This is a genomic window from Bacteroidia bacterium, assembly GCA_041391665.1.
GTDB lineage: Bacteria > Bacteroidota > Bacteroidia > J057 > J057 > JAGQVA01.
The window spans coordinates 2,531,985-2,558,260 of the sequence record JAWKNO010000002.1 but is presented as its reverse complement, the minus strand read 5'-3'; the positions used below and the strand labels follow the sequence as shown (position 1 = coordinate 2,558,260).

13 protein-coding genes are annotated in these 26,276 nt (G+C 47.2%); 6 read left to right on the top strand and 7 right to left on the bottom strand.

Annotation, left to right across the window (positions count from 1 at the left end):
* The first annotated feature begins 6 nt into the window (after nucleotides 1-6).
* The 3 genes from R3D00_21765 (at nucleotide 7) to R3D00_21755 (ending at nucleotide 5,108) form a co-directional block, all read left to right on the top strand.
* Nucleotides 7-2,652, top strand: a complete 2,646-nt coding sequence (locus tag R3D00_21765) for a valine--tRNA ligase (GenBank protein MEZ4775823.1) — start codon at nucleotides 7-9, stop codon at nucleotides 2,650-2,652.
* Between the two features lie 56 nt (nucleotides 2,653-2,708).
* Nucleotides 2,709-4,013, top strand: coding sequence for a deoxyribodipyrimidine photo-lyase (locus R3D00_21760; GenBank protein MEZ4775822.1), 1,305 nt, complete (start codon nucleotides 2,709-2,711; stop codon nucleotides 4,011-4,013).
* Nucleotides 4,014-4,145: 132 nt separating this feature from the next.
* Nucleotides 4,146-5,108, top strand: a complete 963-nt coding sequence (locus R3D00_21755; protein ID MEZ4775821.1) for an NAD(P)-dependent oxidoreductase — start codon at nucleotides 4,146-4,148, stop codon at nucleotides 5,106-5,108.
* 75 nt (nucleotides 5,109-5,183) lie between these two features.
* On the opposite strand, the gene R3D00_21750 is transcribed toward R3D00_21755, so the two are convergent.
* The 4 genes from R3D00_21750 to R3D00_21735 form a co-directional block, all read right to left on the bottom strand.
* Nucleotides 5,184-5,981 (bottom strand): FkbM family methyltransferase, encoded by a 798-nt coding sequence (locus R3D00_21750; protein ID MEZ4775820.1) that lies wholly within the window; start codon nucleotides 5,979-5,981, stop codon nucleotides 5,184-5,186.
* A 14-nt stretch (nucleotides 5,982-5,995) separates the two neighbouring features.
* Entirely contained in the window at nucleotides 5,996-6,661 is a 666-nt protein-coding gene (locus tag R3D00_21745) for a phosphonatase-like hydrolase (protein ID MEZ4775819.1), read from the bottom strand.
* On the bottom strand, nucleotides 6,658-7,821 hold the full coding sequence (locus R3D00_21740; GenBank protein MEZ4775818.1) for a TIGR03364 family FAD-dependent oxidoreductase: 1,164 nt from the start codon (nucleotides 7,819-7,821) through the stop codon (nucleotides 6,658-6,660). The genes R3D00_21745 and R3D00_21740 overlap by 4 nt, the downstream gene beginning before the upstream one ends.
* 66 nt (nucleotides 7,822-7,887) lie before the next feature.
* A complete protein-coding gene (locus R3D00_21735; GenBank protein MEZ4775817.1) occupies nucleotides 7,888-10,830 on the bottom strand; it encodes a caspase family protein in 2,943 nt (980 codons plus the stop codon).
* A gap of 260 nt (nucleotides 10,831-11,090) precedes the next feature.
* On the opposite strand from R3D00_21735, the gene R3D00_21730 reads away from it, so the two are divergent.
* Nucleotides 11,091-14,537, top strand: coding sequence for a HEAT repeat domain-containing protein (locus R3D00_21730; GenBank protein ID MEZ4775816.1), 3,447 nt, complete (start codon nucleotides 11,091-11,093; stop codon nucleotides 14,535-14,537).
* Between the two features lie 30 nt (nucleotides 14,538-14,567).
* Nucleotides 14,568-17,978, top strand: a complete 3,411-nt coding sequence (locus R3D00_21725) for a HEAT repeat domain-containing protein (GenBank protein MEZ4775815.1) — start codon at nucleotides 14,568-14,570, stop codon at nucleotides 17,976-17,978.
* Nucleotides 17,979-18,225: 247 nt separating this feature from the next.
* Here R3D00_21725 and R3D00_21720 read toward each other — a convergent pair whose 3' ends face one another.
* From R3D00_21720 to ispG, 3 genes are all read right to left on the bottom strand, one after another.
* On the bottom strand, nucleotides 18,226-19,461 hold the full coding sequence (locus R3D00_21720) for a DEAD/DEAH box helicase (GenBank protein MEZ4775814.1): 1,236 nt from the start codon (nucleotides 19,459-19,461) through the stop codon (nucleotides 18,226-18,228).
* Between the two features lie 237 nt (nucleotides 19,462-19,698).
* On the bottom strand, nucleotides 19,699-22,119 hold the full coding sequence (locus R3D00_21715; GenBank protein MEZ4775813.1) for a tail fiber domain-containing protein: 2,421 nt from the start codon (nucleotides 22,117-22,119) through the stop codon (nucleotides 19,699-19,701).
* Between the two features lie 155 nt (nucleotides 22,120-22,274).
* On the bottom strand, nucleotides 22,275-24,263 hold the full coding sequence (gene ispG / locus R3D00_21710; protein MEZ4775812.1) for a (E)-4-hydroxy-3-methylbut-2-enyl-diphosphate synthase: 1,989 nt from the start codon (nucleotides 24,261-24,263) through the stop codon (nucleotides 22,275-22,277).
* Between the two features lie 462 nt (nucleotides 24,264-24,725).
* On the opposite strand from ispG, the gene R3D00_21705 reads away from it, so the two are divergent.
* Complete coding sequence (locus R3D00_21705) at nucleotides 24,726-26,180, top strand: hypothetical protein (GenBank protein ID MEZ4775811.1); 1,455 nt, start codon at nucleotides 24,726-24,728, stop codon at nucleotides 26,178-26,180.
* Nucleotides 26,181-26,276: the final 96 nt, after the last annotated feature.

Below are 26,276 nucleotides of genomic sequence, written 5' to 3'. Positions count from 1 at the left end.
TTATCAATGAACATTTCTGCCAAGTATTCGCCCGGAGATATTGAAGACAAATGGTACACCGCATGGATGGAAGCACAGATTTTTAAATCTGTGCCCGATGAGCGCGAACCCTATACTATCGCAATCCCTCCTCCAAATGTCACCGGTATCCTTCATATGGGCCATGTACTAAACAATACCATTCAGGACGTACTGGTTAGACGTAAAAGGATGGAAGGATATAATGCGTGCTGGGTACCCGGAACTGACCATGCGTCTATTGCGACTGAAGCCAAAGTGGTGAAGCTGCTGGCAGATCAGGGAATTGCAAAAACGGATTTGTCCCGCGAAGACTTTCTTCGCCACGCCTTTGCCTGGAAAGAAAAATACGGCGGAATCATCCTCCAGCAACTCAAAAAACTGGGCGCAAGCTGCGACTGGGACCGCACCTCCTTTACCATGGATGAAGAATACTCCGAATCCGTGATCCAGGTTTTTTGCGACCTGTTTGAAAAGGGTTATGTGTATCGTGGCGTTCGTATGGTCAACTGGGACCCCTCCGCACAAACCGCCGTCTCCGACGAGGAAGTAATCCACCGCGATACGGCAGGAAAACTCTACCATGTCCGCTATCCGATTGAAGGCGCCAAAGGGGAATTTGTTACTATTGCTACTACTCGTCCGGAAACCATTCTCGGCGATACAGCCATTGCGATTCACCCCGAAGATCCCCGCTATTCTCATTTGCACGGCAAACGGGTACTCGTGCCGCTGGTCAATCGCTCCATCCCGATTATCACCGATACCTATGTTGACCGTGAATTTGGTACCGGATGCCTCAAAGTAACCCCCGCTCACGATATCAATGACTACGAAATCGGGATAAGGCATAATCTACCCGTCATAGATGCGCTCAACCCCGACGGTACAATCAGCGCTGCCGGAGAACTATATGTCGGAAAAGACCGTTTCTTTGTGCGTAAACAAATCGCCAAAGATCTGGAAGCAGCGGAATTCCTGGTAAAAACCGAAGAGTATCGCCACTCCGTAGGTTATTCGGAGCGCACAGATGCCGCCATCGAACCCCGCCTTTCCATGCAGTGGTTCCTGAAAATGAAAGACCTCTCCCAACCGGCATATCAGGCCGTAACTGACGGAGAAGTCAACCTCATCCCCGACAAATTTGTCAATACCTACAAACACTGGATGGAAAACGTCCGGGATTGGTGCCTCTCCCGGCAACTTTGGTGGGGCCACCGGATACCCGCCTATTACATCCAGGGTACGAATCAGTTTGTAGTTGCGGCAAATGAAACGGAGGCGCTCGAAAAAGCCCGTGCCAAAACCGGCAACCCACAACTTTCTCTCAGCGACCTCGAACAAGATCCCGACGTGCTTGACACCTGGGCTTCCAGCTGGCTATGGCCGATATCCATTTTCAATGGTCTCACCAGACCCGGAAACCCGGATATTTCCTACTACTACCCGACCAATGACCTCGTGACTGCACCGGAAATTCTGTTTTTCTGGGTAGCCAGAATGATTATTGCCGGATATGAATATACAGGCAAAAAGCCTTTTACCAATGTTTACCTGACCGGGATTGTTCGCGACGACAAAAGGAGGAAAATGAGCAAATCGCTCGGCAACTCCCCTGACCCACTGGATCTTATCGACCAATACGGCGCAGATGGTGTCCGTGTAGGTATGCTGCTAAGTTCTCCCGCAGGCAATGACCTGCTGTTTAAAGAGTCTCTCGTAGAACAAGGTCGCAACTTTGCCAATAAAGTATGGAACGCTTACCGACTGGTAAATGGCTGGACTACCGCTCCGGATGCTCCCACAGGTCAGGATACCGTAGCCATCCGCTGGATGGATTCACGACTGAATGAAACTGCCGCTGAAATCCGCGATCATTTCTCCAGGTTCCGCATCTCTGATGCGCTAATGAGTGTTTACAAACTGGTGTGGGATGACTTCTGCAATTTGTTTCTGGAGATGATCAAACCGCCTCAGGGAGAACCAGTCAGTGAAACCACCTATTCACATACGGTAACGCTGTTTGAAAAATGCCTTCAGTTGCTCCATCCCTTTATGCCATTTCTTACGGAAGAAATCTGGCAGGGACTCCGTGAACGTACTCCAGGTGCGTTCATCGCCATTGACCGCCTGTTTACGGAAATAGAGCCGGAAAAACAACTCCTCAAAGACATGGCGTTGATTCACAATACCATCACGGAAGTAAGAGCCTACTGGAACGATCAAAGGTCCAAGCAGTCAGCGGAAGAAGAAAAACAGGATTTGGCGCTTTATATCAAATCTGACAACCAGGAGGTTTTTCAGACTTACGCCGATATTCTCAAAAAATTCCTCCGTACAGACACCATTGTCTTTGTTCAGGAAAAACCGGAAGGAGCGGGAACCCTTCAACTCGACACAACAGAAATTTACATTCCGCTGCCCAAGCTGGATGTAGGTGCTGAAAGAGCCAAAATCCTGCAAGACATCGAATATTTTGAAGGATTCCTCGTCAAAGTCAATAAAAACCTGCTAAATGAGCGGTTTGTAGCCAGTGCACCCGCCAATGTCATCGAACGCGAACGGCAAAAACAGGCAGATGCAGAAGCAAAACTAAGTCTGCTGCGGGAAAGACTCGTTGAAATAGGCAACTGATAAAAACAATTCGTCTTTAGGGGGGTTGTCATAACTGATCAGAAGAGTAAAACAGTATGACATCACCTGCAATTGCATTTTGGTTCAGAAGAGACTTGCGGCTGGAAGATAATGCCGGGCTCTGGCATGCGTTAAATGATGGAAGACCTGTCATTCCGGTTTTTATCTTTGATAGGGAAATTCTCGATCAACTACCCCAAAAGGACGCGAGGGTAGCTTTTATCCATCAGCAAATTACTTTTTTGCAGGAAAAACTCGCCCAAATGGGCAGTACAATGCTGGTCGCCTATGGAACGCCGGAATCTGTATGGGAAAGGTGGGCGGTGGAATACCCCCTTCAGGCTGTTTTTACCAATCACGACTACGAACCCTACGCTCAGACGCGGGATGCCGCAATCGCAACCCAACTCGCGCAAAAAGGCATCCAATTTCATACATACAAAGACCAGGTAATTTTTGAGAAAAAGGAAGTCCTTACACAGGCTTCTGCTCCCTATACGGTTTTTACCCCATATTCCCGCAAATGGCGTGACGGGCTAAATCCCGACACCCTCCGGGTGTGGGAAACAGAAACGGTTTTCAACCATTTCTGGAAAAGTGAAACTTTACCTGTACCCAGTCTCCAGCAAATGGGCTTTCAGCCGACGGATATTCCTTTTCCCGATCCCGTACCCGATATCCAGATCATCAGCAGCTACGACAAAACCCGGGACTTCCCGGGGCTGAAAGGCACTTCCCGACTGGGTATTCACCTCCGGTTTGGTACGATCAGCATACGCGCACTGGTGCGAACGGCGCTCAAACACAACCAGACCTATCTCAATGAACTGATCTGGCGGGAGTTTTATATGCAGATTCTGTCTAATTTCCCTCATGTCGCAACGGGGCCGTTCAAACCTAATTATGCCGCGATTCCCTGGCGGGATGCTCCGGAAGAACTTGAACGGTGGAAACAAGGCAAAACTGGTTACCCGCTGGTAGATGCGGGTATGCGCGAACTGAATGCCACCGGTTATATGCACAACCGCGTGCGAATGGTGGTTGCGAGTTTTTTGAGCAAACACCTCCTGATCAACTGGCAGGAAGGAGAAGCTTATTTTGCAGAAAAACTCCTGGATTTTGAACTCTCCTCCAACAATGGCGGCTGGCAATGGGCAGCAGGATGCGGAACGGATGCCGCGCCTTATTTCCGGATATTCAACCCCGAATCCCAACTCAAAAAATTTGACCCTCAGGCGAAATATGTGCGAAAATGGGTTCCCGAATTTGGTACACCGCTTTACCCCAAACCAATAGTAGAACATACCTTTGCGAGAGAAAGATGTCTGACAGCTTATAAATCTGCACTTGGCGGAGGCTGATCATACAGCGATAGCAACCATTTCCTTCCAAAAAACAACCAATAATCGTCCGTTTTATACATCGGAACATTTCGACCCGGGAGTTTTATTAATTTTGGGGCAATTGTAACGATCGAATATTCAATTTTTTATATGGACGTATTTTTTTTCGAAGCCTTTGAAGAAGAGGAAGAAGCCTTGCGACACTACCTTCCCGCTTCTGTAAATGCAGGTTTTACCTGGAAAACTATTCAGGAATATGGCGCTGCAACCCCTCCGGCACCGATTATCAGCATCAGAACCCAGTCGGCGCTTCCCCTTGAATGGGCTGGAGATCTTTCTGCGATTCTATCGCGAAGTACGGGCTACGACCACCTTCACGCGTACCAGGATGCAACTGGCAGCGATCTTCCCTGTGGTTTTTTGCCGCTATATTGCCACCGGGCAGTAGCCGAACATGCGCTTATGCTCATGCTGGCCCTTTACCGCAAACTTCCACAACAGACAGAGCAGTTTAAAACCTTTCACCGCGACGGAATCACCGGGCGGGAAATCCAGGCGAAAACATTGCTGGTCGTCGGCGTAGGAAATATCGGCGGACAGGTAGTCAATATCGGGCACGGTATGGGCATGAATGTCCTCTGTGTGGATCTCGAGGAAAAATATCCGGGTGAAAACTATGTTACCGTAGAAGAAGGACTCCCACAAGCCGATATTATTGTCTGTGCGATGAATCTGACCAAAGTCAATCGCGGATATTTCACTTACGATTTACTCAAAAAAGCCAAACCGGGCGCACTGTTTGTCAACATTTCCCGGGGTGAACTTTCTCCCGCTACAAACCTTCTGCGGCTCCTCGATGAAGGACATCTAAGCGGCGTGGGCATCGATGTGTATGATCAGGAAAAATATCTCGCCATTGCGCTGAGAAGTGGCGGCACTAGCGACGATCCCGAAGTAGCAGCCATTCTCGAAATGGCCAAAAGATCCAATGTCATTTGCACCCCGCACAATGCTTTTAACTCGGAAGAAGGGGTAGATCGCAAATCGGGGCAGAGCATCGAGCAGATTGTAAATTTTCTGGAAAAAGGAGAATTTATCTGGTCAGCGCCATAAGTGTTATATATAGATAAAGCCACGCATAGTGCAGATTTATGGGCTATGTGTGGCTTTATTAAAATAAAAAAATGATCAGTTAAAGAACATCCGGTATTTCTCCGGAGGATTTTGCATAGCCAGGGTATTGGCCCCCTTTAGAACGACTGAATAGCCATTGTCCCGCAGAAGTTGAAGACAGGCCGCCCGGTCAGTTTCTGAAAGATGGATGTTTTCATAGATAATCACTACCGGTTGTGTTTTCTTTATATTAAACAGTTTAATCACCTCGTAGTCAAAACCTTCTGTATCAATTTGTAGCAGGTCGATTTTTTCTATCCGGTATTTTTTCATCAAGGTCTCCGGACAAATAAGCATTACTTCTTCCGCTGTGATCTGGTCTTCCGGGTTTGGGGGAATGGGAATATTCACCTCATCCGCCTTTCTTTTTACATATCCGGAGGAAAATGCTTCCAATAAAACCTGTTTATCAAAAGAGGCCAGCCCCGTTGCCCACCGGCTGTTGCAAAAGGCAATTTTATACAGAAAAGCAATACCATCTGATTCTCCCAGGGCAGCATTTACCGTAACGATCTCCTTATTCCGCTGATACAATTTTTGAAGAGATTTCTCGAAAATGTCTTTCTGCGGCTCTAAGAGTACTCCTTTCCACTTGTCTCTTTTAATAAATTTGTGAATCGGGTCATTATTGATTCCGTCATTAGCCCCGATCTGAATAACAGTAAAATCTCCGGCCAAGTCTTTGGAATACTGATTCAGGAACCAGGATAGACTTCCTTTTGCAGGAGAATAAAAATACTTGTAGAAGCCAATAAACCCTATACTGTTTCGCGCACTTAACCAGAACCTGAAAGATCGGTAGATTTTGTTCATGCTGAAAATTGACATTACACCAAATCCAAAATCTCCGCCAGGTGGTGAATCACATGGTCAGGTTTGGCTGTTAGCAATTGTGTTTCTGTATGGGCGCCAGTGGTAATGCCCACATTCAGTCCACAGCCTGCGCTTTGCCCTTCTTCGATGTCGATGATCGAGTCACCAACTTTGACAATCTCCGCAGCACTTTTTATCCCGAAACGGTCGCGCGCGAGGAAAATCATGTCTGGTGCCGGGCGGCTGTTTTCCACCTGACTGGCAGTTACCAATCCGTCAATCTGCTTCCCTTCCTCCCATCCCAGTTTTTTGAGCAGAGATTGCGCGGTTTCGAGGTTGTAGCCAGTATTCAGAATGACACGGATACCGCGCGCTTTCAGCGCTTCAAATACTTCCCCCGCACCGTCCTGCGGTGTTACATGAAGGTCTGCATAGGCGGCCTTCAGCCTGATCATAAAGTCGGCATATATCTCCTGTGCTTCGCTTTCGTCAAAATCGCCTCCGGAGCGAAGGATATCACGTACCGCCTGAAGTTTTTCTTTTCCGGCACCTTCGGCCAGCACCTGGTCCAGCGTAAATTCATAACCTGCAGCATTCACCGCGGCCTGAAGGGTTTTATAGACGACATTATCTTCATTGACCGTAGTACCGGCCATGTCAAAAACAACCATTTGAATCATAATGAAAAGATTTTTTGAATGTGAGATGCTGAAAATCCGGGGCTGGCTGTCATGCCTTTTCCACCGATACCGGTTACGATAAATACTTTATTATCAAGTGTTTTTTGGTAAATATCATGCGTTTTCCCCTGGCTGTACACGCCCATCCACTGTGTTTGTATTTCCCAGTTGTCGAGGGCAAATATCTTCTTCCCTTCCTCCACAAAATATCGGCTGATTTCTTCCTTAATATCAAAATCCAGCGAGTCTCTTTCCTTCACGTCTGCATATTCATGCGAATCGCCCAAAATAATACTGCCATCTACCTCCTGCTTAAACAGAATGTGAACGCCCCATTTTTTCCAGAAGGTGTCGGAGGTTTCTCTGGCTTTGACGGCTTTCCACGAAGGACAATCCGCAAAACTTTCATACCTCCGTATAGAGAGGCCGGTGAGGATATTTCCCGGAATTTGCACCGAAGGCTGAGGGGCCAGACGCAACATTTGCAACTGCACGACTTCCAGGTCGCTTTCGGCAAAAAGTTCGGGGTACAAAAGGCTGAATTCACTGCCGGAACAAATCACCATTTTTTCTGCAGAATAGGTATTTCCCCTACTGTCAGTGGCGATACAACCGGGTCCTGAGTGGTCGATTTGAGAAATGGCTGTGCCCGGGAAATGGCTAAACAAAGGTTGGGTATTGAGGTAAGCCTGTACCTTGCGAATCATCTCGCGGGGATTGGCAGACATCTCATCCGGAAAAAACAGCCCGCCTTTGCAGTAAGTAGCCTTCAGCGAAGGGTATTGGGCCAGACATTGCTGAGCGGTGAGGAGTTGGGAAGAATAATCATTTGCCCGGTTGATCTCGTGAAGTTCCTCGATCAGCTGAAGTTCTTCAGCATCAGAGGCGAGATAAATACTTCCGTTTTGGCGAATGCTGATATCGGTTTGTGCCTGAAGGTGGTGATAGACTTCAAGGCTTTGGCGTCCGTAGTTTTGCCATTTGAGATTCATGCCGGAAGGTACGATTTGGCCAAAATTGCGCACTGTCGCACCTATGGGAACGAGGTTTCGTTCTACCAGCGCTACCCGAAGGCCGAGGTTCAGGGCATGATATGCGTGGAACGTCCCGAGGACACCACCACCGACAACCAAAAGGTCAAAGTGAGGATTTTGTTTCATGACAGTTTGTTCAACGGCCAAATATAAACAAAAGAATGACTGGAGGGATGTCCCCGGAACCAGGTTTTATTTCCTGTACAAATTAAATAATGACAGAGAACCAAAAATGGTGATATTGGGTTCCTGGGGTCCTTTGGGATAAACTTTGGTCGTTTCCTTTACATTTCGCTGAACAAACGAAGTGAGTTTCAGCACATCAACCTCATCGAAATTTTGCAGTCCGTCAAGCAATACTTTGGTAAATGCACCGTGCCCAAATTTTCTCAGTTCAAATGCAGGCTTATCGGCAGAAGTGGCATTCAGAATCACCTGCGCTCTTTCGTTGAGAGAAGTCAGACGCTTGGATAATTCTCCGCTTTCAATAAGCTCCATGCTATCAGCACTGATCCTTCCGGCATGGCAGGCGTCTGTCATAATAATCAGCTCTGAAGGGAAGGTCGTAATCTCTTTTCCAATATCCAGCAGGGAGACCGCCGATTCGGCAAGATTCTTCAAGGTTGTGTCATGGCTCAGGAAATAGAATTTTGAGTCTTTCTTCAGCCCATGCCCGGCAAAGAAAATCAAAGCCACATCCTTGCTCGATTTATTGTTCGCTTTCTTATCTGCATCATTTTTCCTGACCTGCTCACCCAGCCATTTGATCGCATCGAGAATATCCTGACGGGTTGCTTTCTCATTAGTCAGGACTTTGGTGATGATTTCCCCGTAGACTTTTCCTTTTTGAGTTTCAAATGCAGCAGCTACCTTCATAGCATCTTCGTGAGCAAAATCAAGGTTTGTGATCTTTTCCTTATCCGAATTTTTATAATTGGAAACGCCGATAGTCAGGATATACAGGTTGGGCTTTATTTCCTCGGCTTCAGGTTCGTCTTCCTCAAAGTCAAACCCTCTGGATTTCCAGTCTGAAGCATCTACATTAAACGTGATTTCTGCAGGATTGCTCTTGGAAAGCAGACTTTCGGCCAGGATGGTAAATCTGTTTTCACCAGGTGATAAAACGACTTCCACACACTGGTAAGGCTTGATTTCGCCGTCCTCCGCCTTTTTTTCGAGCAAAAAATCATCGTTTTTTAGAATCCAGAATCTGCTGACCGGATCGGTCTTCGCTTTTACTTCAAATTCCAGATCAAAGGTTTGCTCGGTAGTATCGATCTGGTTTCGCAGCAACAATTCTATTTTAGGAGGAAGGATTTCTTCCACCTTATTATTTGACTCGTGGGTAGCCTTTTTCAGCGCCTCTTCCTCACTGCCAGTCTCCAGTATGAGTTTGATAATATCGGGACGGTACAGCGTTTTTATAAACCTGTCACTATTAAACCACAAGGCCTCTTCTGTTTCGCCCTGATTGACGATATAACCGATATGCTTATCTCCATGCAGGCTGGAATTGTAATAACCACTATTGCTCCAGATTACCCATTCTCCCTCGTCAGAAACAAAAAGGTTAAGCATGGGCTGAATTTCTTCCTGGTCTTGTTTAAGACCGTCCAGGTTCCAGATTTTAATTACCTGCTCTACCCCACCGGTTACCAGCCAGTTATTTTCGGAAGCGATATCCCACACACGATCTGCATGACCGATAAAGTAAGTAACGGTGTCTCCGTTTTCATTATACGCCCTGACTTCACCACCACGCCCTCCGGTGAGAATCATCCCTTCGTCGCTAAATCCAAAGGCTTCATGATAGTACCAGCCGCCCGTTCGCCACATCCGGTAGTCGTATCCATCTTTTTTGAGAAATAAATCCCATTGGTCGTTGGGGTCAACAAAAAGGAATTTGCCATCTCTGGAGATATTTGCACGCTTGAAGGAATCCTTTTCGCCGGATGTTATCTGTTTGACTTCAAAAGTTTCCATGTCAAAATACGCTTCCAGCGGTGCGTAGTTGTTCTGATCTTTTTTGAACGCCTGCGTTTTTCCAAAGGCGATTTTTTTACCCGATATACCCACAGAGAAAATGGTACTTCCCTTGGGTTTGATGGTTCCCAAAACCTCACCGGTCCGGGCTTTCCAGATCATTATTTCCTTATGATTGCCCCCACAGGTGATCGCTGTTTCATTGTCCTGAAATACAACAGCCTGAGTATCTGCATCGTGTTTCTCAAAAGAATAGACCAGTCGAAAATCATTGCCGGCCTCATACACATTTACCCGTACAGGATCATTATCTGTGGTAATTTTCCCGCCGGCGATCAGGAGTTTTCCGTCGGGCGAAAAATCGAGGTCTGCGGGCCCTCCTTCCGTATCAATAGTTTTTTTGAAATTCAGGTTCTTGTCAAAAATGAGAATATGTCTTGCATAACCACATGCTGCGATATAGTCTTGACTTACCGCGATATACAGAAGCCGATCCTCATCCCTGTAAGTAGCCAGTACTTTTTGCTGACGGAGCGAATACAGGCTGATCGACTTTATATATTCGCTATAATCGGCATAAACTACCTGGTAATCATCCGCAGTTTTAATAAACCTGACTGCGTTTGGGCGCTGAATATTATTATTGGAAATGATATGTTCAGGTTGAGGATCGGACACGCTGAGTACCTGGGCAAAGTCCCATATTCTTACAGAGTGATCTTCTGCACCGGTAGCGAGGTATTTGGAATCCTCACTGAAGGCCATTCCGTAAATCGCATTGGTGTGGCCGGATACAAGCACTTTCTCCAGTTTGCCGGCTTCAAAATCGTAAATTCTAACAACGACCGATGCCGGAGGATAGGGAATATGTCCCCATTGGTCATTGTCACCAGTATACACACTGACAGCCAGGTATTTATCATCCGGGGTAAGTGCCATTGACTTGATTTCGCCTGAGACACCCGGCCCAACCTGCCCAAGGATTTTCCGGGTTTCCTTTAGCGTTTTGACATCCCATTCCCGAATGGTTTTATCCTCGCTGGATGTTACGATTTTCTGGCCGTCGGATGTAAGCAGAAGCTCAGCAATACTTCCGGTATGCCCACCGGTTTCGATTTTCAGAACGGTTTTCCAGCGGTTGATATCTGACATTGGGAGTGATTTTGTTTGGAGGATTCTATCAATTTAATTCGAATTCCTCATCTATCCAAAAAACAAAACCAATGGGAAGATGGGTATTGCCGGGATTAGTGGGGCAACCTTACTGATAAAGAGCAGCAGGTCTAAGTAGAAATTACGAATTATATTTCTACCCGGTCCTTGATATCCGGAAGTAAAAACGATTTTTCTATTATTTTATCTGTAGGTTTCTATTTGAAATATTACCTTGGCTATCTAATCCTTTACTTGTCATGAGATCACCACTACTAATACTCCGCCAGGTTTTTTTACCTGCTTTCCTCTCTTCCCTGATTTTGGGGTTGGCATTCAATGCCTGCCGGACCAAACAGTCTGCACTTAAGGCGACCACCCTTTCCCAGGCTACCGCAGACAGCCTTTCAAAAGCTATTCGCAGCAATGTTTCAGTAGAAGTAGCCGAAGGGCTGGAACTTACGCTTTGGGCATCGGACTCGCTTGCGCCAGACCCGATTGGACTTAGCATTGATGAGAAGGGCCGGGCATATGTCTCCAGAACCAACCGGCAGAAAAACTCAGAGTTTGATATCCGCGGTCATCAGGACTGGATCACAGAGTCTGTCTCCCTCAGAAATGTAGAGGAAAGACGGGCATTTTTGCATAAAATATTCGCTCCGGAAAACAGCGAAAAAAATGACTGGCTGCCCGATCTCAATAAAGATGGGAGCCATGACTGGAAAGACCTTGCTGTTGAAAAGGAGCAAATTTTCCGTATAGAAGATACCGACAACGATGGCATCGCCGACGTATCACAGCTCGTAGTAGAAGACTTTAACGACGAAATTACCGACGTGGCAGGTGCTGTACTGATCCACGACGGGTATCTCTTTATTGGTGTCGGCCCTGACGTATGGCGACTCAAAGACAGCGATAACGACGGGATTTTCGAAGAGAAAATGTCAATCAGTCATGGCTACGCTGTACATGTAGGTTTTAGCGGACACGGTATGTCGGGACTCACGGTTGGCCCAGATGGAAAAATCTGGTGGGGCATCGGCGATATTGGTTCTTATATCAAAGACCAGGAAGGCAAAATCTGGGACCAGTCCAATGAAGGCGCAATTTTTCGAGCCAACCCTGACGGCAGCGATTTTGAGGTTTTTGCAAAAGGTGTACGCAATACCCACGAATTTACATTCGACGAATACGGCAACCTCATCAGCGTGGACAACGACGGCGACCACCCCGGAGAAAGCGAAAGACTCGTATATATAGTCAACGGATCCGACTCCGGATGGCGCATCAACTGGCAGTTTGGCAAATACACCGACCCCAACAACAATACCTACAAAGTATGGATGGACGAACAACTGTTCAAACCTCGCTGGGACGGACAAGCAGCCTATATCACCCCCCCTCTGAGAAATTATCACAATGGCCCTACCGGCATGAAGTACAATCCGGGAACGGCATTGGGAGAGCGCTGGAAAAAACACTTTTTCTTTGTCGAATTTGTGGGAAATGCTGCACGTTCTCCGCTGTGGGCCTTCCAGTTAAAACCAGATGGCGCTTCTTTTGCCTTTGACAGAGAAGAAAAAGTACTGGGTGGAATATTACCTACCGGCATTGATTTTGGCCCCGACGGGGCGTTATATGTGGCAGACTGGATTCAGGGATGGGGAACCAAAGACTACGGCCGTATCTGGAAACTCGATACCCCCGGTGAAGCGTCTTCTGCCATGCGGCAGGAAGTAAAAACCCTGATTGCCACAGACTTCAATAAAAAATCCCCCGACGATCTGCTGGTTTTTCTCAGCCACCCTGACAAACGGGTTCGCCAGAAAGCACAGTTTGCCCTCGCCAAAAAAGAAAATAAAGGACTGGAAGTTTTGGAAAAAGCCATTACTCAAACAGAAAACCAACTCGCCCGTGTACATGGCATCTGGGGAATCAGTCAGATCGCCAGGAAAGATGCCAAAGCATCGGAAAAGCTTATTCCGCTGCTGACAGACGCCGATCCCGAAATACGGGCACAGGCAGCACGATGGCTGGGTGATGTACGTTATGCCGCTGCAGCTGATGCGATTGTCCCACTGCTGAAAGATCCTTCACTCCGCGTGCAGTTTTTTGCCGCTGAAGCATTGGGAAGGATCGCCTATGTGCCGGCTATTCAGCCGATTATCGATATGCTCATTGCCAATGACGACAAAGATGGATATCTGCGCCATGCAGGCGCATGTGCCCTGGCGCGCATCAATAAGCCCGCACCTGTGGTAGCTTTAGCCAGTCATCCTTCCCGCGCACTGCGAATCGCAGCTGTAGTTGCCCTCAGAAGAATGCAGGATCCGGGGATTGCCGTATTTCTCAAGGATAGCGATGCCTTTATTGTCGCAGAAGCTGCGCGTGGCATCAATGACGATTTGTCCATTGAACCAGCCCTCCCGGCACTGGCAAAAGCCCTCGAAGGAACCACATTTACCAATGAACCATTTGTGCGCCGTGCAATCAACGCCAACCTTCGGACAGGCGGCGAAGAAAACATGAAAATTCTGGCAGACTACGCAAAACGTACGGATGCGCCCGAAGCCATGCGGGCAGAAGCCCTGGCTACGCTAGGCACCTGGGCCAATCCTTCGGTTCTCGACCGGGTGGACGGACGCAACCGCGGACTTACCCCCCGCGACGCAGCGCCTGTACGAAAAGTGACAGAGCCGATCCTCCAGCCACTGCTGGCAGATAAAAGTTCACTGGTGAAAATGGCTGCAATAGAAGCTACCGGACACCTGAAAATCACAGAAATGGTTCCCCAATTGCTGGCGATGCAGAAAAGTGACAAAGAGGCTGACGTGCGCGAAACTGTGCTGAAAGCACTGGTAAATATGGAGTACAGCGAAATTGCTGCTGCGGTGCAGGTTGCGCTGAAAGATAAAGAAGCCAGTGTAAGATCAGCCGGACTGGACATGATCCCACGACTCAGCTTACCCGATGCAGAAAAAGTAAACCTCCTTTCACTGGTATTGGCGGGGAACTCAGCTTCCGAACAACAAAGCGCACTGAGTGCCCTGGGAAAACTGCCCCAGGCGGCTACCCAGCCTTTATTTGAAGATATGCTCGGCAAACTGGAAAACGGGAAAGTGCGCCCGGAAATCCGCCTCGACCTTGCAGAAGCGATCGAAGCCAGTGGCAATACATCACTGACCGGCAGGTTGAAAACCTATCAGGAAAGTCAGGCCGGCAGTTCGCCTGTCAACCAGTATGCAGATGCCTTACTCGGTGGAAATGCGCGGCGCGGCGCACAGGTTGTATACCGCAATGCGGCAGCCCAGTGTGTTCGCTGTCATGTAATCAGAGGCAACGGCGGAGATGTAGGCCCCAATCTCGATCAGGTGGGACTTCGGCTTACCCGTGAGCAGATTCTCGAATCACTGGTTGACCCCAGCGCACAACTGGCTTCAGGATATGGGATAGTATCCCTGGAGCTTACCGATGGCAACAAAACCATTGGTACGCTGCTTGGTGAAACCGCTGATATGATTACCGTCAAAACAGCAGACGCAGAGCCTGTAAAGGTTCCCAAAAATAAAGTCGCCACAAGAACCAATGCCCCGTCTTCTATGCCACCCATGGGTACGATTCTTTCCCGTAGAGATCTTCGCGATGTCGTGGAGTTTATCTCGACGCTCAAAGAAGCGCCCCAGGTTGCGGAAGGACACGGAGAATAACTTTATACTATTTATTATTTCCGGCTATACATGAATTTTCAGATTGCCACTTTCCTTCGGGTATCGCTCATACTGCTGACAGGCACCGGCTTTTTGGCGTGCGAAAAACCGGTGCCAACACCTTCCGCTATCAGCCTGGATACCCAAACGGCTGATAGCCTCGCAACTGCCATCAGAGCTGGGGTTTCGGCTGAAGTTGTCGAAGGACTCACCTTAAGTCTGTGGGCGTCTGATTCATTGGCACCGGATCCGATTGCGCTTTCAATAAATGGAAAAGGCGAAGCTTATATCTCCAGTACCGGACGCAGAAGAGGTTCAGAACTCGATATTCGCGGACATAGAAACTGGATGATTTCGTCCATTTCCTTTAAAACCGTAGAAGACCGGAAAAACTTTCTCCACACTACCCTATCACCGGAAAACAGTGATGAAAATCCCTGGCTGGATGATAAAAATGGCGATGGCTCCCGCGACTGGCAAGACCTTACCATCGACAAAGAACGGGTCTTCAAAATAGCGGATCGTGACGGCGACGGAATTGCAGACTACGCAGCAGTTGTCGTGGAGGATTTTCATCAGGAAATTTCCGACGTAGCCGGGGCAATGGTCGTGCATGACGGGTATATTTTTGTAGGCGTAGGGCCTGAACTTTGGCGGTTGACCGATAAAAACGGAGACGGAATCATTGAGGAAAAAAAACTTCTCCATACGGGCTTTGGGGTTCATATTGGGTTTGGCGGACATAATATGTCAGGGCTGACCATAGGGCCCGATGGAAAAATCTGGTGGGGAATTGGCGATATAGGATCGTATGTGGTTGACCAAAAGGGAAAAGTTTGGGACTATGCCAATCAGGGTGCAATCTTCCGCTGTAACACAGACGGCAGTGACTTTGAAGTATTTGCTGCGGGGTTGAGAAATACCCACGAATTTGCCTTTGACGATTACGGTAATTTGATTTCAGTTGACAATGACGGCGATCATCCCGGTGAAAGCGAAAGATTGGTTTACCTCGTGGACGGCTCAGATTCCGGCTGGCGCACCAACTGGCAGTTTGGCAAATACTCCGATCCCGACAACAATACCTACAAAGTCTGGATGGACGAAAAAATGTATATTCCGCGCTGGGAAGGTCAGGCAGCACATATTCTTCCTCCCATCCGCAACTATCACAATGGTCCGACAGGGATGAAATACAATCCGGGTACGGCCCTGAGTGCAAAGTATAAAAACCACTTCTTTTTTGCAGAGTTTACCGGAACGCCTGCCCGCTCCAACGTATGGGCATTTCAGTTAAAACCCAACGGGGCTGGATTCGCCTTTGAAAAGGAAGAAAAAATACTGGGTTTATTACTGGCTACCGGACTGGATTTTGGGCCTGACGGTGCACTGTATGTCGCAGACTGGATCGATGGCTGGGCGCCCAAAAAGTATGGCAGAATATGGAAGCTGGATGCGCCGGGAATAGCAGAATCCCCCATCAGACAAGAGGTAAAAACGCTGCTGGCCGAAGATTTTACCCTCCGTATGAATGACGACCTGGCAGCTTTTCTGCATCATGAAGACAAACGGATCAGACAGAAAGCTCAGTTTGCGCTGGTAGCAAAAGGTCGGGAAGGAAATGTTGTATTCAAAAATGCACTCAGCATCGAAAATCCTCAACTTGCACGGGTTCATGCGATCTGGGGCATTGCCCAGCTGGCACAGCAAGAGCAAGGATTAGCAGAATCCTTACAGCCATTATTAGCAGACAATGATCCTGAAATCAGGGCACAGGCAGCACGATGGCTGGGTGAAGTGCGATATCAGGCGGCAGCAGATGCGATTATTCCTTTATTGGACGACACTGCAGCCCGTGTGAGATTTTTTGCAACCGAGGCTTTGGGACGAATGGCTTATGTCCAGGCGATTTATCCTATCGTGCAGATGCTGGAAAAAAATAATGACGCAGATATTTACCTGCGCCACGCAGGAGCCATTGCATTAGCCAGAATCGATCGTCGCGGTCCTTTGTCTGAACTATCGACCCATCCCTCGCGCGCAGTCAGAATCGCAGCGCTGGTAGCATTGCGCAGGATGCGCGCACAGGAGGTCAGGCTATTTCTACAGGACAAGGACGAGTGGATCGTCACAGAAGCTGCCAAAGCCATCAATGACGATGGCGGTATCGAAGCAGCCCTACCTGCACTCGCAGCATATCTCCATTCGCCGGTATTTGTCAATGAACCCCTGATCCGTCGGGCAATCAATGCCAATCTTCGATTGGGAAAAGATGAAAATATCCAGGCACTTGCAGACTTTTCCCTCAACAATAAAAACAGCGAGGTCTTAATATCCGAGGCCATCGCAGTTATAGGTACATGGCCCAAACCTTCCGTTGTGGATAGAGTCGATGGGTTTTATCATGGAGAAATTGTTCAGGACACTACCCATGCACAGCTTGTGCTGGGCGGCATTCTTCCGCAATTATTCAAAAGCAAAAGCAGCCTGGTAAAAATCACCGCCATGGATGCCGCCGCACGCCTTCACCTGAAAGAATCGACAACAGGTATGGCAGCGATTCTGAAAAATGATCCGGCGGCAGAAGTCAGATCGGCTGCATTGGACGGGCTTTTCAGGTTGGGTTATTCCGATATGGAAACCGTCGTACAACTTGCAATTAAAGACCGGGATCCACTGGTACGAATGACTGGCCTGGGTCTTACTGGTCAATTGTCTATATCTGATGAAAAAAAGGTAGAATTGCTCAACCTGGTCATCGAAAAAGGCACGACAGGGGAACAACAAACTGCCCTTGAAGCACTGGGGAAATTGCCGGAAAATGCTACCGAAGCATTATTCTCTTCACTATTAACACAACTGGAAACAGGTAAACTGGCCGGAGAAATACAACTGGATCTACTTGAGGCGATAGAAAAAAAATCATCTGAAACCCTGCAATCCCGCGCCGGAGCCTGGAAAAAATCACAAACAGCGCAAGGAGTTGTGGCGTCATATACAGAAGCTTTAAAAGGAGGCGACGAACAAAAAGGAAGGCAGATTTTTTCCCGGAATGAAAGTGCGATGTGTACCCGTTGCCATTCGATCAGAGAAGGTGGAGCAACGGTAGGCCCCAACCTTGCCGAAGTTGGTAACCGATTATCGCGGGAAAAATTGCTGGAATCGTTGGTTGACCCGGGCGCACAGCTTGCTCCCGGTTATGGGATCGTCATGCTCAGTATGAAAGACGGAAGTAAGAAAAATGGGGTTCTGCTGGAAGAAACCGCTTCCTATATGATGATCCGGATCGGAGATCACGTGCCCGAAAAAGTATTAAAGGCGGACATATCTGACCGGCAAAATGCGCCTTCCAGCATGCCGGCGATGGGAAATATACTTAATCGGCGGGAAATCAGAGATTTGGTGGAATTCCTTTCTACCCTTAAGGGAAACGGGGTATAGGCAAAAGAAAACGGAATTATCAACTTATTGGGATAAACCACGAAGGGCACAAGGAAGTCTCAAGGGGCACAAAGCGCAGTTTCCTTGTGCCCTTTGTGAGGCCTTTGTGTCCCTGGTGGTTTCTGCATCCCTTCGGAAAGATTACTTTCTCCCAATTACTTTATAATTCCGAAAGAAAATGTTCCGGAGAGAATCAAGCTTTTCCGCTGATTTTCTCCGGAACATATTGTAAACGATCAGTTCAGTATCAGGATACTCTTCCGTACACCTTTCTGCGTTTTCCGGGGGAAAAGTTGTTTCTTTTTTGTTTAGGCGAGGGCGCCGGTTTCATCGACATCTTTTTCATCATCGGAAAAGGATGGTCCTCCACTACGGGTACCGTCTGGTCAATCAGTTTGTGAATATCTCTGAGATAAACCATTTCCTCCGAATCACAAAAAGATAAAGCGATACCTTCTGCTCCGGCTCTACCTGTACGACCGATACGGTGTACATACGTGTCGGGCACATTGGGAATTTCGTAATTGATGACGTGTGATAAATCATCCACATCAATTCCTCTGGAAGCGATATCTGTCGCTACGAGCACACGGGTTTTCCCCTTCTTAAAATTATTCAGGGCTTTTTGGCGCGCCTCCTGAGATTTATTGCCGTGAATGGCATCAGACTTCACACCAGCGCGATTGAGAAATGTTGCCAGCTTATCTGCGCCATATTTGGTACGGGTAAAGATCAACGCGGACGATACTTCCGGGCCACTCAACACGTGAATGAGAAGCGGGCCTTTTTTGTCTTTATCTACAAAATAAACAGACTGCTGCACTTTCTCTGCCGTGGAAGCGATAGGATTAACCTCAACTTTCACAGGATTTTGAAGAATGGTACCTGCAAGTTTTACAATGGCAGGTGGCATGGTCGCGGAAAAGAACAAAGATTGTCTTTTAGGCGGCACCAATGCCAGAATTTTTTTCACATCATGGATAAAGCCCATGTCCAGCATACGGTCAGCCTCATCGAGGACGAGTATAGCCAGATGGCTAAGGTTGATATAACCCTGATTTACCAGATCGAGTAAACGCCCCGGTGTTGCCACGAGGATATCTACCCCTCTCTGGAGGGCACTCAGCTGGGGTCTTTGCGAAACACCACCAAAAATTACGGAATGCGTCAGGCCGGTAAAACGACCATAAGCTTGAATACTTTCATCAATTTGGATAGCGAGTTCGCGGGTCGGCGTAACAATCAGTGCTTTGATATGGCGGTCCCGTCTCGTTTCATTTTGCTTTTGTTCATGCAAAATCTGCAGAATCGGAATAGAGAAAGCTGCGGTTTTTCCGGTTCCTGTCTGAGCACAGCCTAACAAGTCTTTTCTGTCAAGTATGATCGGGATAGATTGTTCCTGGATAGGAGTTGGCTTAATGTAACCTTCGGTTTTTAAAGCCCTTTGGATGGGCTCAATAAGCCCGAGATTTTCAAAAGATATCATTGGTTGGGATAAGAGCTCCTGCATGATTGATTTGTACGAAGGAGCTTGAGATTGAATGCTTTCCTGTTTTTGCTTGATTCACGAAAGCTTCAACAAATGTACGAATTTTAAATGAAAGAAAAATTTATTCCTCCAATAAACATTTAATGCTGCAAGATCAGTCAAAAAAATCCCCTGATTGTATAATTACTACCAGGGGATTTTTTCCATATCTTGAGTAAAACAACCCGTAAACTACTTGTCTTTCAGCTTTTCGATTTCCTCCTGCAAACTTTTCACTATTTGCCGTAAATCGTCAATTTCAGCCTGCTGTTCCTGAATTGCTTTTAGTGCAACCACACTCATACTTCCATAATCTACGGTATAAAGCACCTGGTCATCGCCTCCATAAAATACAAACTGGGGAAAAACGTCTTTAAGCTCCTGTGCCAGGAAACCGGTAAAAAATCTCCGGTCCTCCCCGTCAATATACTGATAGGTTTTGGCCTGAAGGTTCATGACAGAAGGCATAACTGCTCCCAGCGCACTGATATTGGTTTTGAGACGTGCATCAGAAACAGCGGTAAACGCACCGGAAGTTTGATTGATAGTCGCGCGTTTGATTCCTTGTTTGTAAAACTCAAGATCTCCGGTACTATTGGATGTGTACAGGTTCCAATAGTGACTGTTGGCGCCTTCATTCTGGAGACGAAACCCATCATTGGATCCGCCGAAATTGGTATGGTAAATATGTATTTCTGCACGGGGGGGCGAACCGGCAGGGATATTCACCCCAATACGGGGCTCGCGCATCACCTCAAATTCGATCGCCCATTTATTCAAATGCTGACTGTAAATACCTATTATTGAATCAGGCTCCGACATACCAAAAAATGCCCGGTTAAACGTGCCTGCAAGGTTGGAAAACCATATACCCGCGGAGTTGTTGAGCGTTCCTTTGGATTGCAAACGGATCCGGCCTACCACATCCAATGGCCATAAAGGGCTTTCTGTTCCTATACCCATATTACCAGGACTTAGCGCAAAGGAAAATTGTCTCGCACTGTTGGAACGGAGAAAAATAACATCTGAGGTATCTTTGTATTCCATACCCCAGGTAGGAAAACCCGGTGAATGTGCAATTACCATACGGTCAGCATTGGCTGTACCGGATGCAAACATATAGATCATCGGGCTATTGGGAGCGGCTGTGGCGGGAAACCGAATACTTGCATCATCATCAGTAAAGGTAATATCGCCATCTGTACCACTTACCTGAAATTTATCGCCATTACCCACTGTAAAAGTCGAAAGCGGGGAGGCATCGCCAATCCCCACATTGCCGGTATTGTAGTAAATATTGGATCCGCTGGTGGTCCACTGACTGCTGGTTCCGGAAGGAAGTACAACAGAACCGCCGCCGAGGGACAAACTCAACGTTGTGCCGGAGAGAGACAGCGTTTGGATTTCGTTGGTGGTGCTTGCGTCTGCGTCGTTGACTGCGTCTGCCGACGGTGCCCAAAGCGAGCCATTGTATTTCAGCACCTGCCCGTTGGAAGGTAAAGTGGCAGAAACCCCTACCGTGCGGATTCCCGTAACGGTTGGATTGGGATACAATCCGCCCAAATCTCCACCTGCCCCTGTGCTATTGGTAATATCGTTGGAGGCGTCGGTGTCTCCGGTATTGGTGATTACGTTGGCGCCGGAGATACTGATTCCTGTACCTGCGGAATAGCTACCGCCTCCGGAAGGAAGTACAACAGAACCGCCACCCAGGGACAAACTCAACGTTGTACCGGAGAGAGACAGCGTCTGGATTTCGTTGGTGGTGCTTGCGTCTGCGTCGTTGACTGCGTCTGCCGACGGTGCCCAAAGCGAGCCATTGTATTTCAGCACCTGTCCGTTGGAAGGTAAAGTGACAGAAACCCCTACCGTGCGGATTCCCGTAACGGTTGGATTGGGATACAATCCGCCCAAATCTCCACCTGCCCCTGTGCTATTGGTAATATCGTTGGATGCGTCGGTGTCTCCGGTATTGGTAATTACATTGGAGCCGGAGATACTGATTCCTGTACCTGCGGAATAGCTACCGCCTCCGGAAGGAAGTACAACAGAACCGCCACCCAGGGACAAACTCAACGTTGTGCCGGAGAGAGACAGCGACTGTATCTCATTGGTGGTGCTTGCGTCTGCGTCGTTGACTGCATCGTTTGCAGGTGCCCATTCTGTGCCATTCCATTTTAAAACCTCTCCATTTGAAGCACCAGGATCATTCACATCCGTGAGTGAGCCCAGCTGCATGTCCGTAGCCACTTTGGCATAGGGGACAGAGACGAGTTCCTGCGTACCGGCAGTAGCTCCATTGAACAGCACTTCCAGAAAATGGCGATCAGAAGCCCAGTCGATAGCCTCAAATGTACCAATCACCGGAGTGCCCGCCCCAATTTCAAGGTTGATTAATCCAAAGGCATTGGTATTAGTGGAAAAGGTCTCCTGATAAACAACCGTCCCGGCAGTTCCACCCGACCGGATCAGAAAAGCCACATTTATAGGTTGGCTGGCCAGTATTGCCCCAGTGTTATCGCGTGCTACTGCCTGATAATTTATGCCTCTTGTCTGGGCAAAAGAAAAAACAGACACACAGCTCAAAAGAATCGTAAACAAATAGTGCTTCATAAGGCTTTGGATATTAAAATGTGTAATGGAAATTGTGCTTTTGCAAGGAAAATTGTTACAAAATAAAAATCACAAAGTTCCTGCATTTATTATGAAACATAAAAAATCCCTGCTACAAATAAAATAGCAGGGAGAAAATTTTTATTGCGGAAAATTCAGGCTTTCTGATCCGCCAGTGCAGGCTCTACCCAATTACCGTCTTCTTTGATGAGGTCAATCAGTTTATCTACCGCATCGGCTGTGCGCACGCCTCTTTCGACAATATCCTGACCACGATAAAGGGCAATTTTATCAGGTCCGACTCCCACATAACCGTAATCGGCATCAGCCATCTCACCCGGTCCGTTGACAATACAACCCATAATCCCGATTTTAACGCCCTTTAAATGTTCGGTGCGTTTTCGTATGCGGGCAGTTGTTTCCTGCAGATCAAACAGCGTACGGCCACAGGATGGACAGGAAATATACTCCGTTTTGGTAATACGCAACCTGGCAAGTTGAAGCATACCGAAAGTTGCTCTTACCCGGCAATCATCGGCTTCTTCAATCCAGATACCGTCCACCAGGCCGTCGACCAGGAGCGTACTTCCATTCGCAGCCAACGTAAGCTGTGTTTTGGCATTTTCACTGATACGCACATACTCAGGAAGAGTCTGATCGTTGTACCATGCAAATGAGTCTGCCGGAGCTGCCATTTTCAGCATAATCGGCTGATTCAGCCCATTTTCCATCAGGCGAATGATCTGCTGCCGCCATACATAGGCAGGTTGGGTTCCCGAAGCAGAGAGTACAAGTACACAGTTTGTGAGCGAGGATTTCCATGCACAGGTTTCATTCAGGGTTTCATCACGCACGATGATGAAATTGAGAGAATCACTTTTTTCGGGTGATTCGACGAAAGATTGAGCAGAGGGAAAAACCGGAAAGCTGGTTTTCCTATCGTTCAGAAGACGCCATGTGGCGTAGTTATACACCTTCTTTAGTCCACCGGGCAATTCGTAAGGAGGAATATGATCGCCCAGAAAGACAAAATCCGCAGCCACATCGCTGAAGTTGTATTTATCCAAAGCGGGGATATAAGAGTAGCCGACTTCCTTGAGAGCCGCAGCGGAACTATGATTATGGCGGATATCTGCAACGACACGAGGTACTTGTGTATGACCAAAGTTGAGTACTTCGCTAGATTCTCTTCGCTTGAAGGTGTAAGGGTTCCAGGGAAATGTCGGCAGAATTTCATCTTTCCTGGCTTTGGCATTACGGAGTGCGTGATCGACGAGAAACTTTGCTACAGGCACTTCGTGTTCCGGGTCTTCGGTGAGCGACACTCTGACGGTGTCGCCGATGCCATCCATCAAAAGTGTAGAGATTCCCAGCGCAGATTTGATTCGGCCATCTTCGCCTTCACCGGCCTCGGTAACACCGAGGTGAAGCGGGTAAACCTGCCCGGCTTCCAGCATTTGTTGCATCAACAGGCGGTATGCCTGTACCATAACCTGTGGGTTGGATGCTTTCATAGAGATGACAACATTATAAAACCCATGGTCTTCACAAATCCGGACAAACTCCATCGCAGATTCGACCATGCCCATGGGGGTATCGCCATAGCGGCTCATGATCCGGTCAGAAAGCGAACCGTGATTGGTGCCAATGCGCATCGCCGTTCCCTCTTCTTTACAGATCTTTACCAGAGGTGAAAACCGCTCATAGATACGCTCCAGTTCAGCCTGATAAGAAATATCCGTGTATTCTATCGTTTCAAACTTTTTCTTATCTGCATAATTGCCGGGATTCACCCGCACCTTCTCCACGATTCTTGCTGCGATTTCAGCGGCATTCGGTGTGAAGTGAATATCGGCTACAAGCGGAACGCGATAACCTCTGCGGCGAAGTTCTTTTTTTATCTCAGCCAGATTGGCGGCTTCTTTTTTACTTGGTGCGGTGATGCGCACATATTCACATCCGGCCTCTACCATCCGGATCGACTGTTCGACTGTCCCGATCGTGTCCATCGTATCAGTCGTAGTCATTGACTGAATGCGGATGGGGTTATTGCCGCCGAGCGGAGTATCGCCGATAGACACTTCACGGGTGGGAATACGGCGATAAGAAAAAGGAGAAAGACAATAAGGTTTTTGCGTGTCCATAGGAAGGATATGTATTGGCACAAATTTCTGAATAAAGCGGTGATTATCCTAAAACTGATGCGATACGAAAATAGTTTGCCCCTACAGAAGAAAAACTACCATCTGTAGCAATGTAATAATGCAGGTGATATTCAATGGAAAAACACAATAGTTTGAGATAATTTTCGGAAAGTTTTTTGAAAAAAGTGTTTTTGAATCGCCAAATTTGAAAAATGACATAACAAAAATCGAAAATGGCCATTTCAAAAATGAAAATGAGTCTTCCAAAAATGAGTTTTGAATACAAAGTGTAAAAAACGTGTAGTTTTTTTCAAAAACCTTTGTAGATTGTAATTGAAAGCGTTATGCATTGTCTTCTTTATTGACAATTACGACCCCTGATTTTGCTCCTGATTCCAATGCTGTGTCCTGCTATTGAGTATCTGATTGGTATTTATCATCAACGACCCCAAAACTTTAATTATGGATCTATACAAAATCATCAGCCAGCTTACCGATGAAGAATTCGAGGAAATCTACTCAACTTTTACTGCCAATAAAGCAGATAAGAGCGCAGCATTCCTGAAAATCATCCGTGAAAACCCAGAAACACCTGACAAGGAATTTCTGGACTCTTTTGACATTACACCTTCAGCATTTTATGTGCTGAAGTCCCGGCTCAACCAAAAGGTTGAGGCTTTTTTGCTCAACCGTGTAGGAGATCCCAACCTTCACGTAATGCGACGGGTTCTGGCCGTCAATGACCTTGTGTTTAACAATCCCCGGGAAATTTCGGTAGCAGCACTGCGCAAACTGGAGAAGGAACTCGTGAAGTTTGACTTTCCTTATGGCCTGATGATTGTTTACAAGGAGTTGCAAAACCTGCATGCCTTTGATGAAAACCATCTTTACTATAAAAGCAGATACAATCAACAGGTGGCTTATGCCGTTGCGATGGACAAAGCCCTCGACCTGGTTGTTCAGTTCTTCCGTGCATACGATTCATTTTTCCTGAACCGCAAAGACAAAGACCATATTGAAATGATCCGGGTAATGGAGAAAATTGACAACCTCAATAATCTCTATGAGTCTCACCGGCTGTACATTTTCAAAACGGTCATCCATATTTTCGCCAAGTTATTTATCGAAATCCCTGAGTCGATTCGCTGTGAAGTAGAGGATATCGACAAAATGTTTGAAAAAGCTTTTGAGATTCTCGGCGAATACAAGGATGATGCTTTTTACCTCAATATCAACATTCTTTTCAACTTCCTGCGTTTTACTTACTACGACGCAAACCAGATCAGAGACAAGTCCAAAATTTACTTTGAAATTCTGGACTATAAAATTGAGGAATTGCTGACCCGTTATCACTTCAACGCCAATACTTCGCTATTCCTTTATCAGAAGTTGCGTTATCATATCCGCACCAACACGATCAGCCAGATGATCAAGGATGTCGAGGATTATATTTCTCAGATTGAAATTGAGCCATACCGGATTACATTCTTTGTAAACTTCAATATGTTTATGGCTCATGCTCATTTTGCTGACAAAAACTATAAAAAAGCGTCGCGGCTGCTTTACAATCTCCGCAATGATGTGAACCTGCGTAAACATATTCACACAGACCTTGAGGTCAAATTTTTCCTCGCTGTATGTTATGTAAAAATGGAAGATTTTGATCTGGCCAATCAGCTGATACTCAGTCTTCAGCGGCAGTTGCGGAAAAATACCATGAACAAATACGAACACGCAAAGGTATTGCTCAAAATACTGAGTGTGGCTTTGGGCGGAAAACCTCGTACCCGTAACAAAAATCTGCAGATGAATATAGAGAAATGGAATGAAATGAATGTCGGCAGATACGCATTGCTGGAAGATCTTGATCTTGAGGCGATTTTTATGCGGGAAGAATCAACATCACTATCAATGTAGCAAACGGATAGTATTCAAATTTCAGAAAGCAGGAGTTCATCACTTCTGCTTTTTTTTATTTCAGGTTTGGGCAAAAAAAAGACCATTCTCTCCAGA

Bases quoted from the DNA above. Each gene is read 5' to 3' on its own strand.
- R3D00_21735 (MEZ4775817.1), bottom strand. From the start codon at position 10,830: ATGTCAGATATCAACCGCTGGAAAACCGTTCTGAAAATCGAAACCGGT.
- R3D00_21745 (MEZ4775819.1), bottom strand. From the start codon at position 6,661: ATGATTCAAATGGTTGTTTTTGACATGGCCGGTACTACGGTCAATGAA.
- R3D00_21725 (MEZ4775815.1), top strand. From the start codon at position 14,568: ATGAATTTTCAGATTGCCACTTTCCTTCGGGTATCGCTCATACTGCTG.
- R3D00_21750 (MEZ4775820.1), bottom strand. From the start codon at position 5,981: ATGAACAAAATCTACCGATCTTTCAGGTTCTGGTTAAGTGCGCGAAAC.
- R3D00_21705 (MEZ4775811.1), top strand. From the start codon at position 24,726: ATGGATCTATACAAAATCATCAGCCAGCTTACCGATGAAGAATTCGAG.
- R3D00_21740 (MEZ4775818.1), bottom strand. From the start codon at position 7,821: ATGAAACAAAATCCTCACTTTGACCTTTTGGTTGTCGGTGGTGGTGTC.
- R3D00_21765 (MEZ4775823.1), top strand. From the start codon at position 7: ATGAACATTTCTGCCAAGTATTCGCCCGGAGATATTGAAGACAAATGG.
- R3D00_21730 (MEZ4775816.1), top strand. From the start codon at position 11,091: ATGAGATCACCACTACTAATACTCCGCCAGGTTTTTTTACCTGCTTTC.
- ispG (MEZ4775812.1), bottom strand. From the start codon at position 24,263: ATGGACACGCAAAAACCTTATTGTCTTTCTCCTTTTTCTTATCGCCGT.
- R3D00_21760 (MEZ4775822.1), top strand. From the start codon at position 2,709: ATGACATCACCTGCAATTGCATTTTGGTTCAGAAGAGACTTGCGGCTG.
- R3D00_21715 (MEZ4775813.1), bottom strand. From the start codon at position 22,119: ATGAAGCACTATTTGTTTACGATTCTTTTGAGCTGTGTGTCTGTTTTT.
- R3D00_21755 (MEZ4775821.1), top strand. From the start codon at position 4,146: ATGGACGTATTTTTTTTCGAAGCCTTTGAAGAAGAGGAAGAAGCCTTG.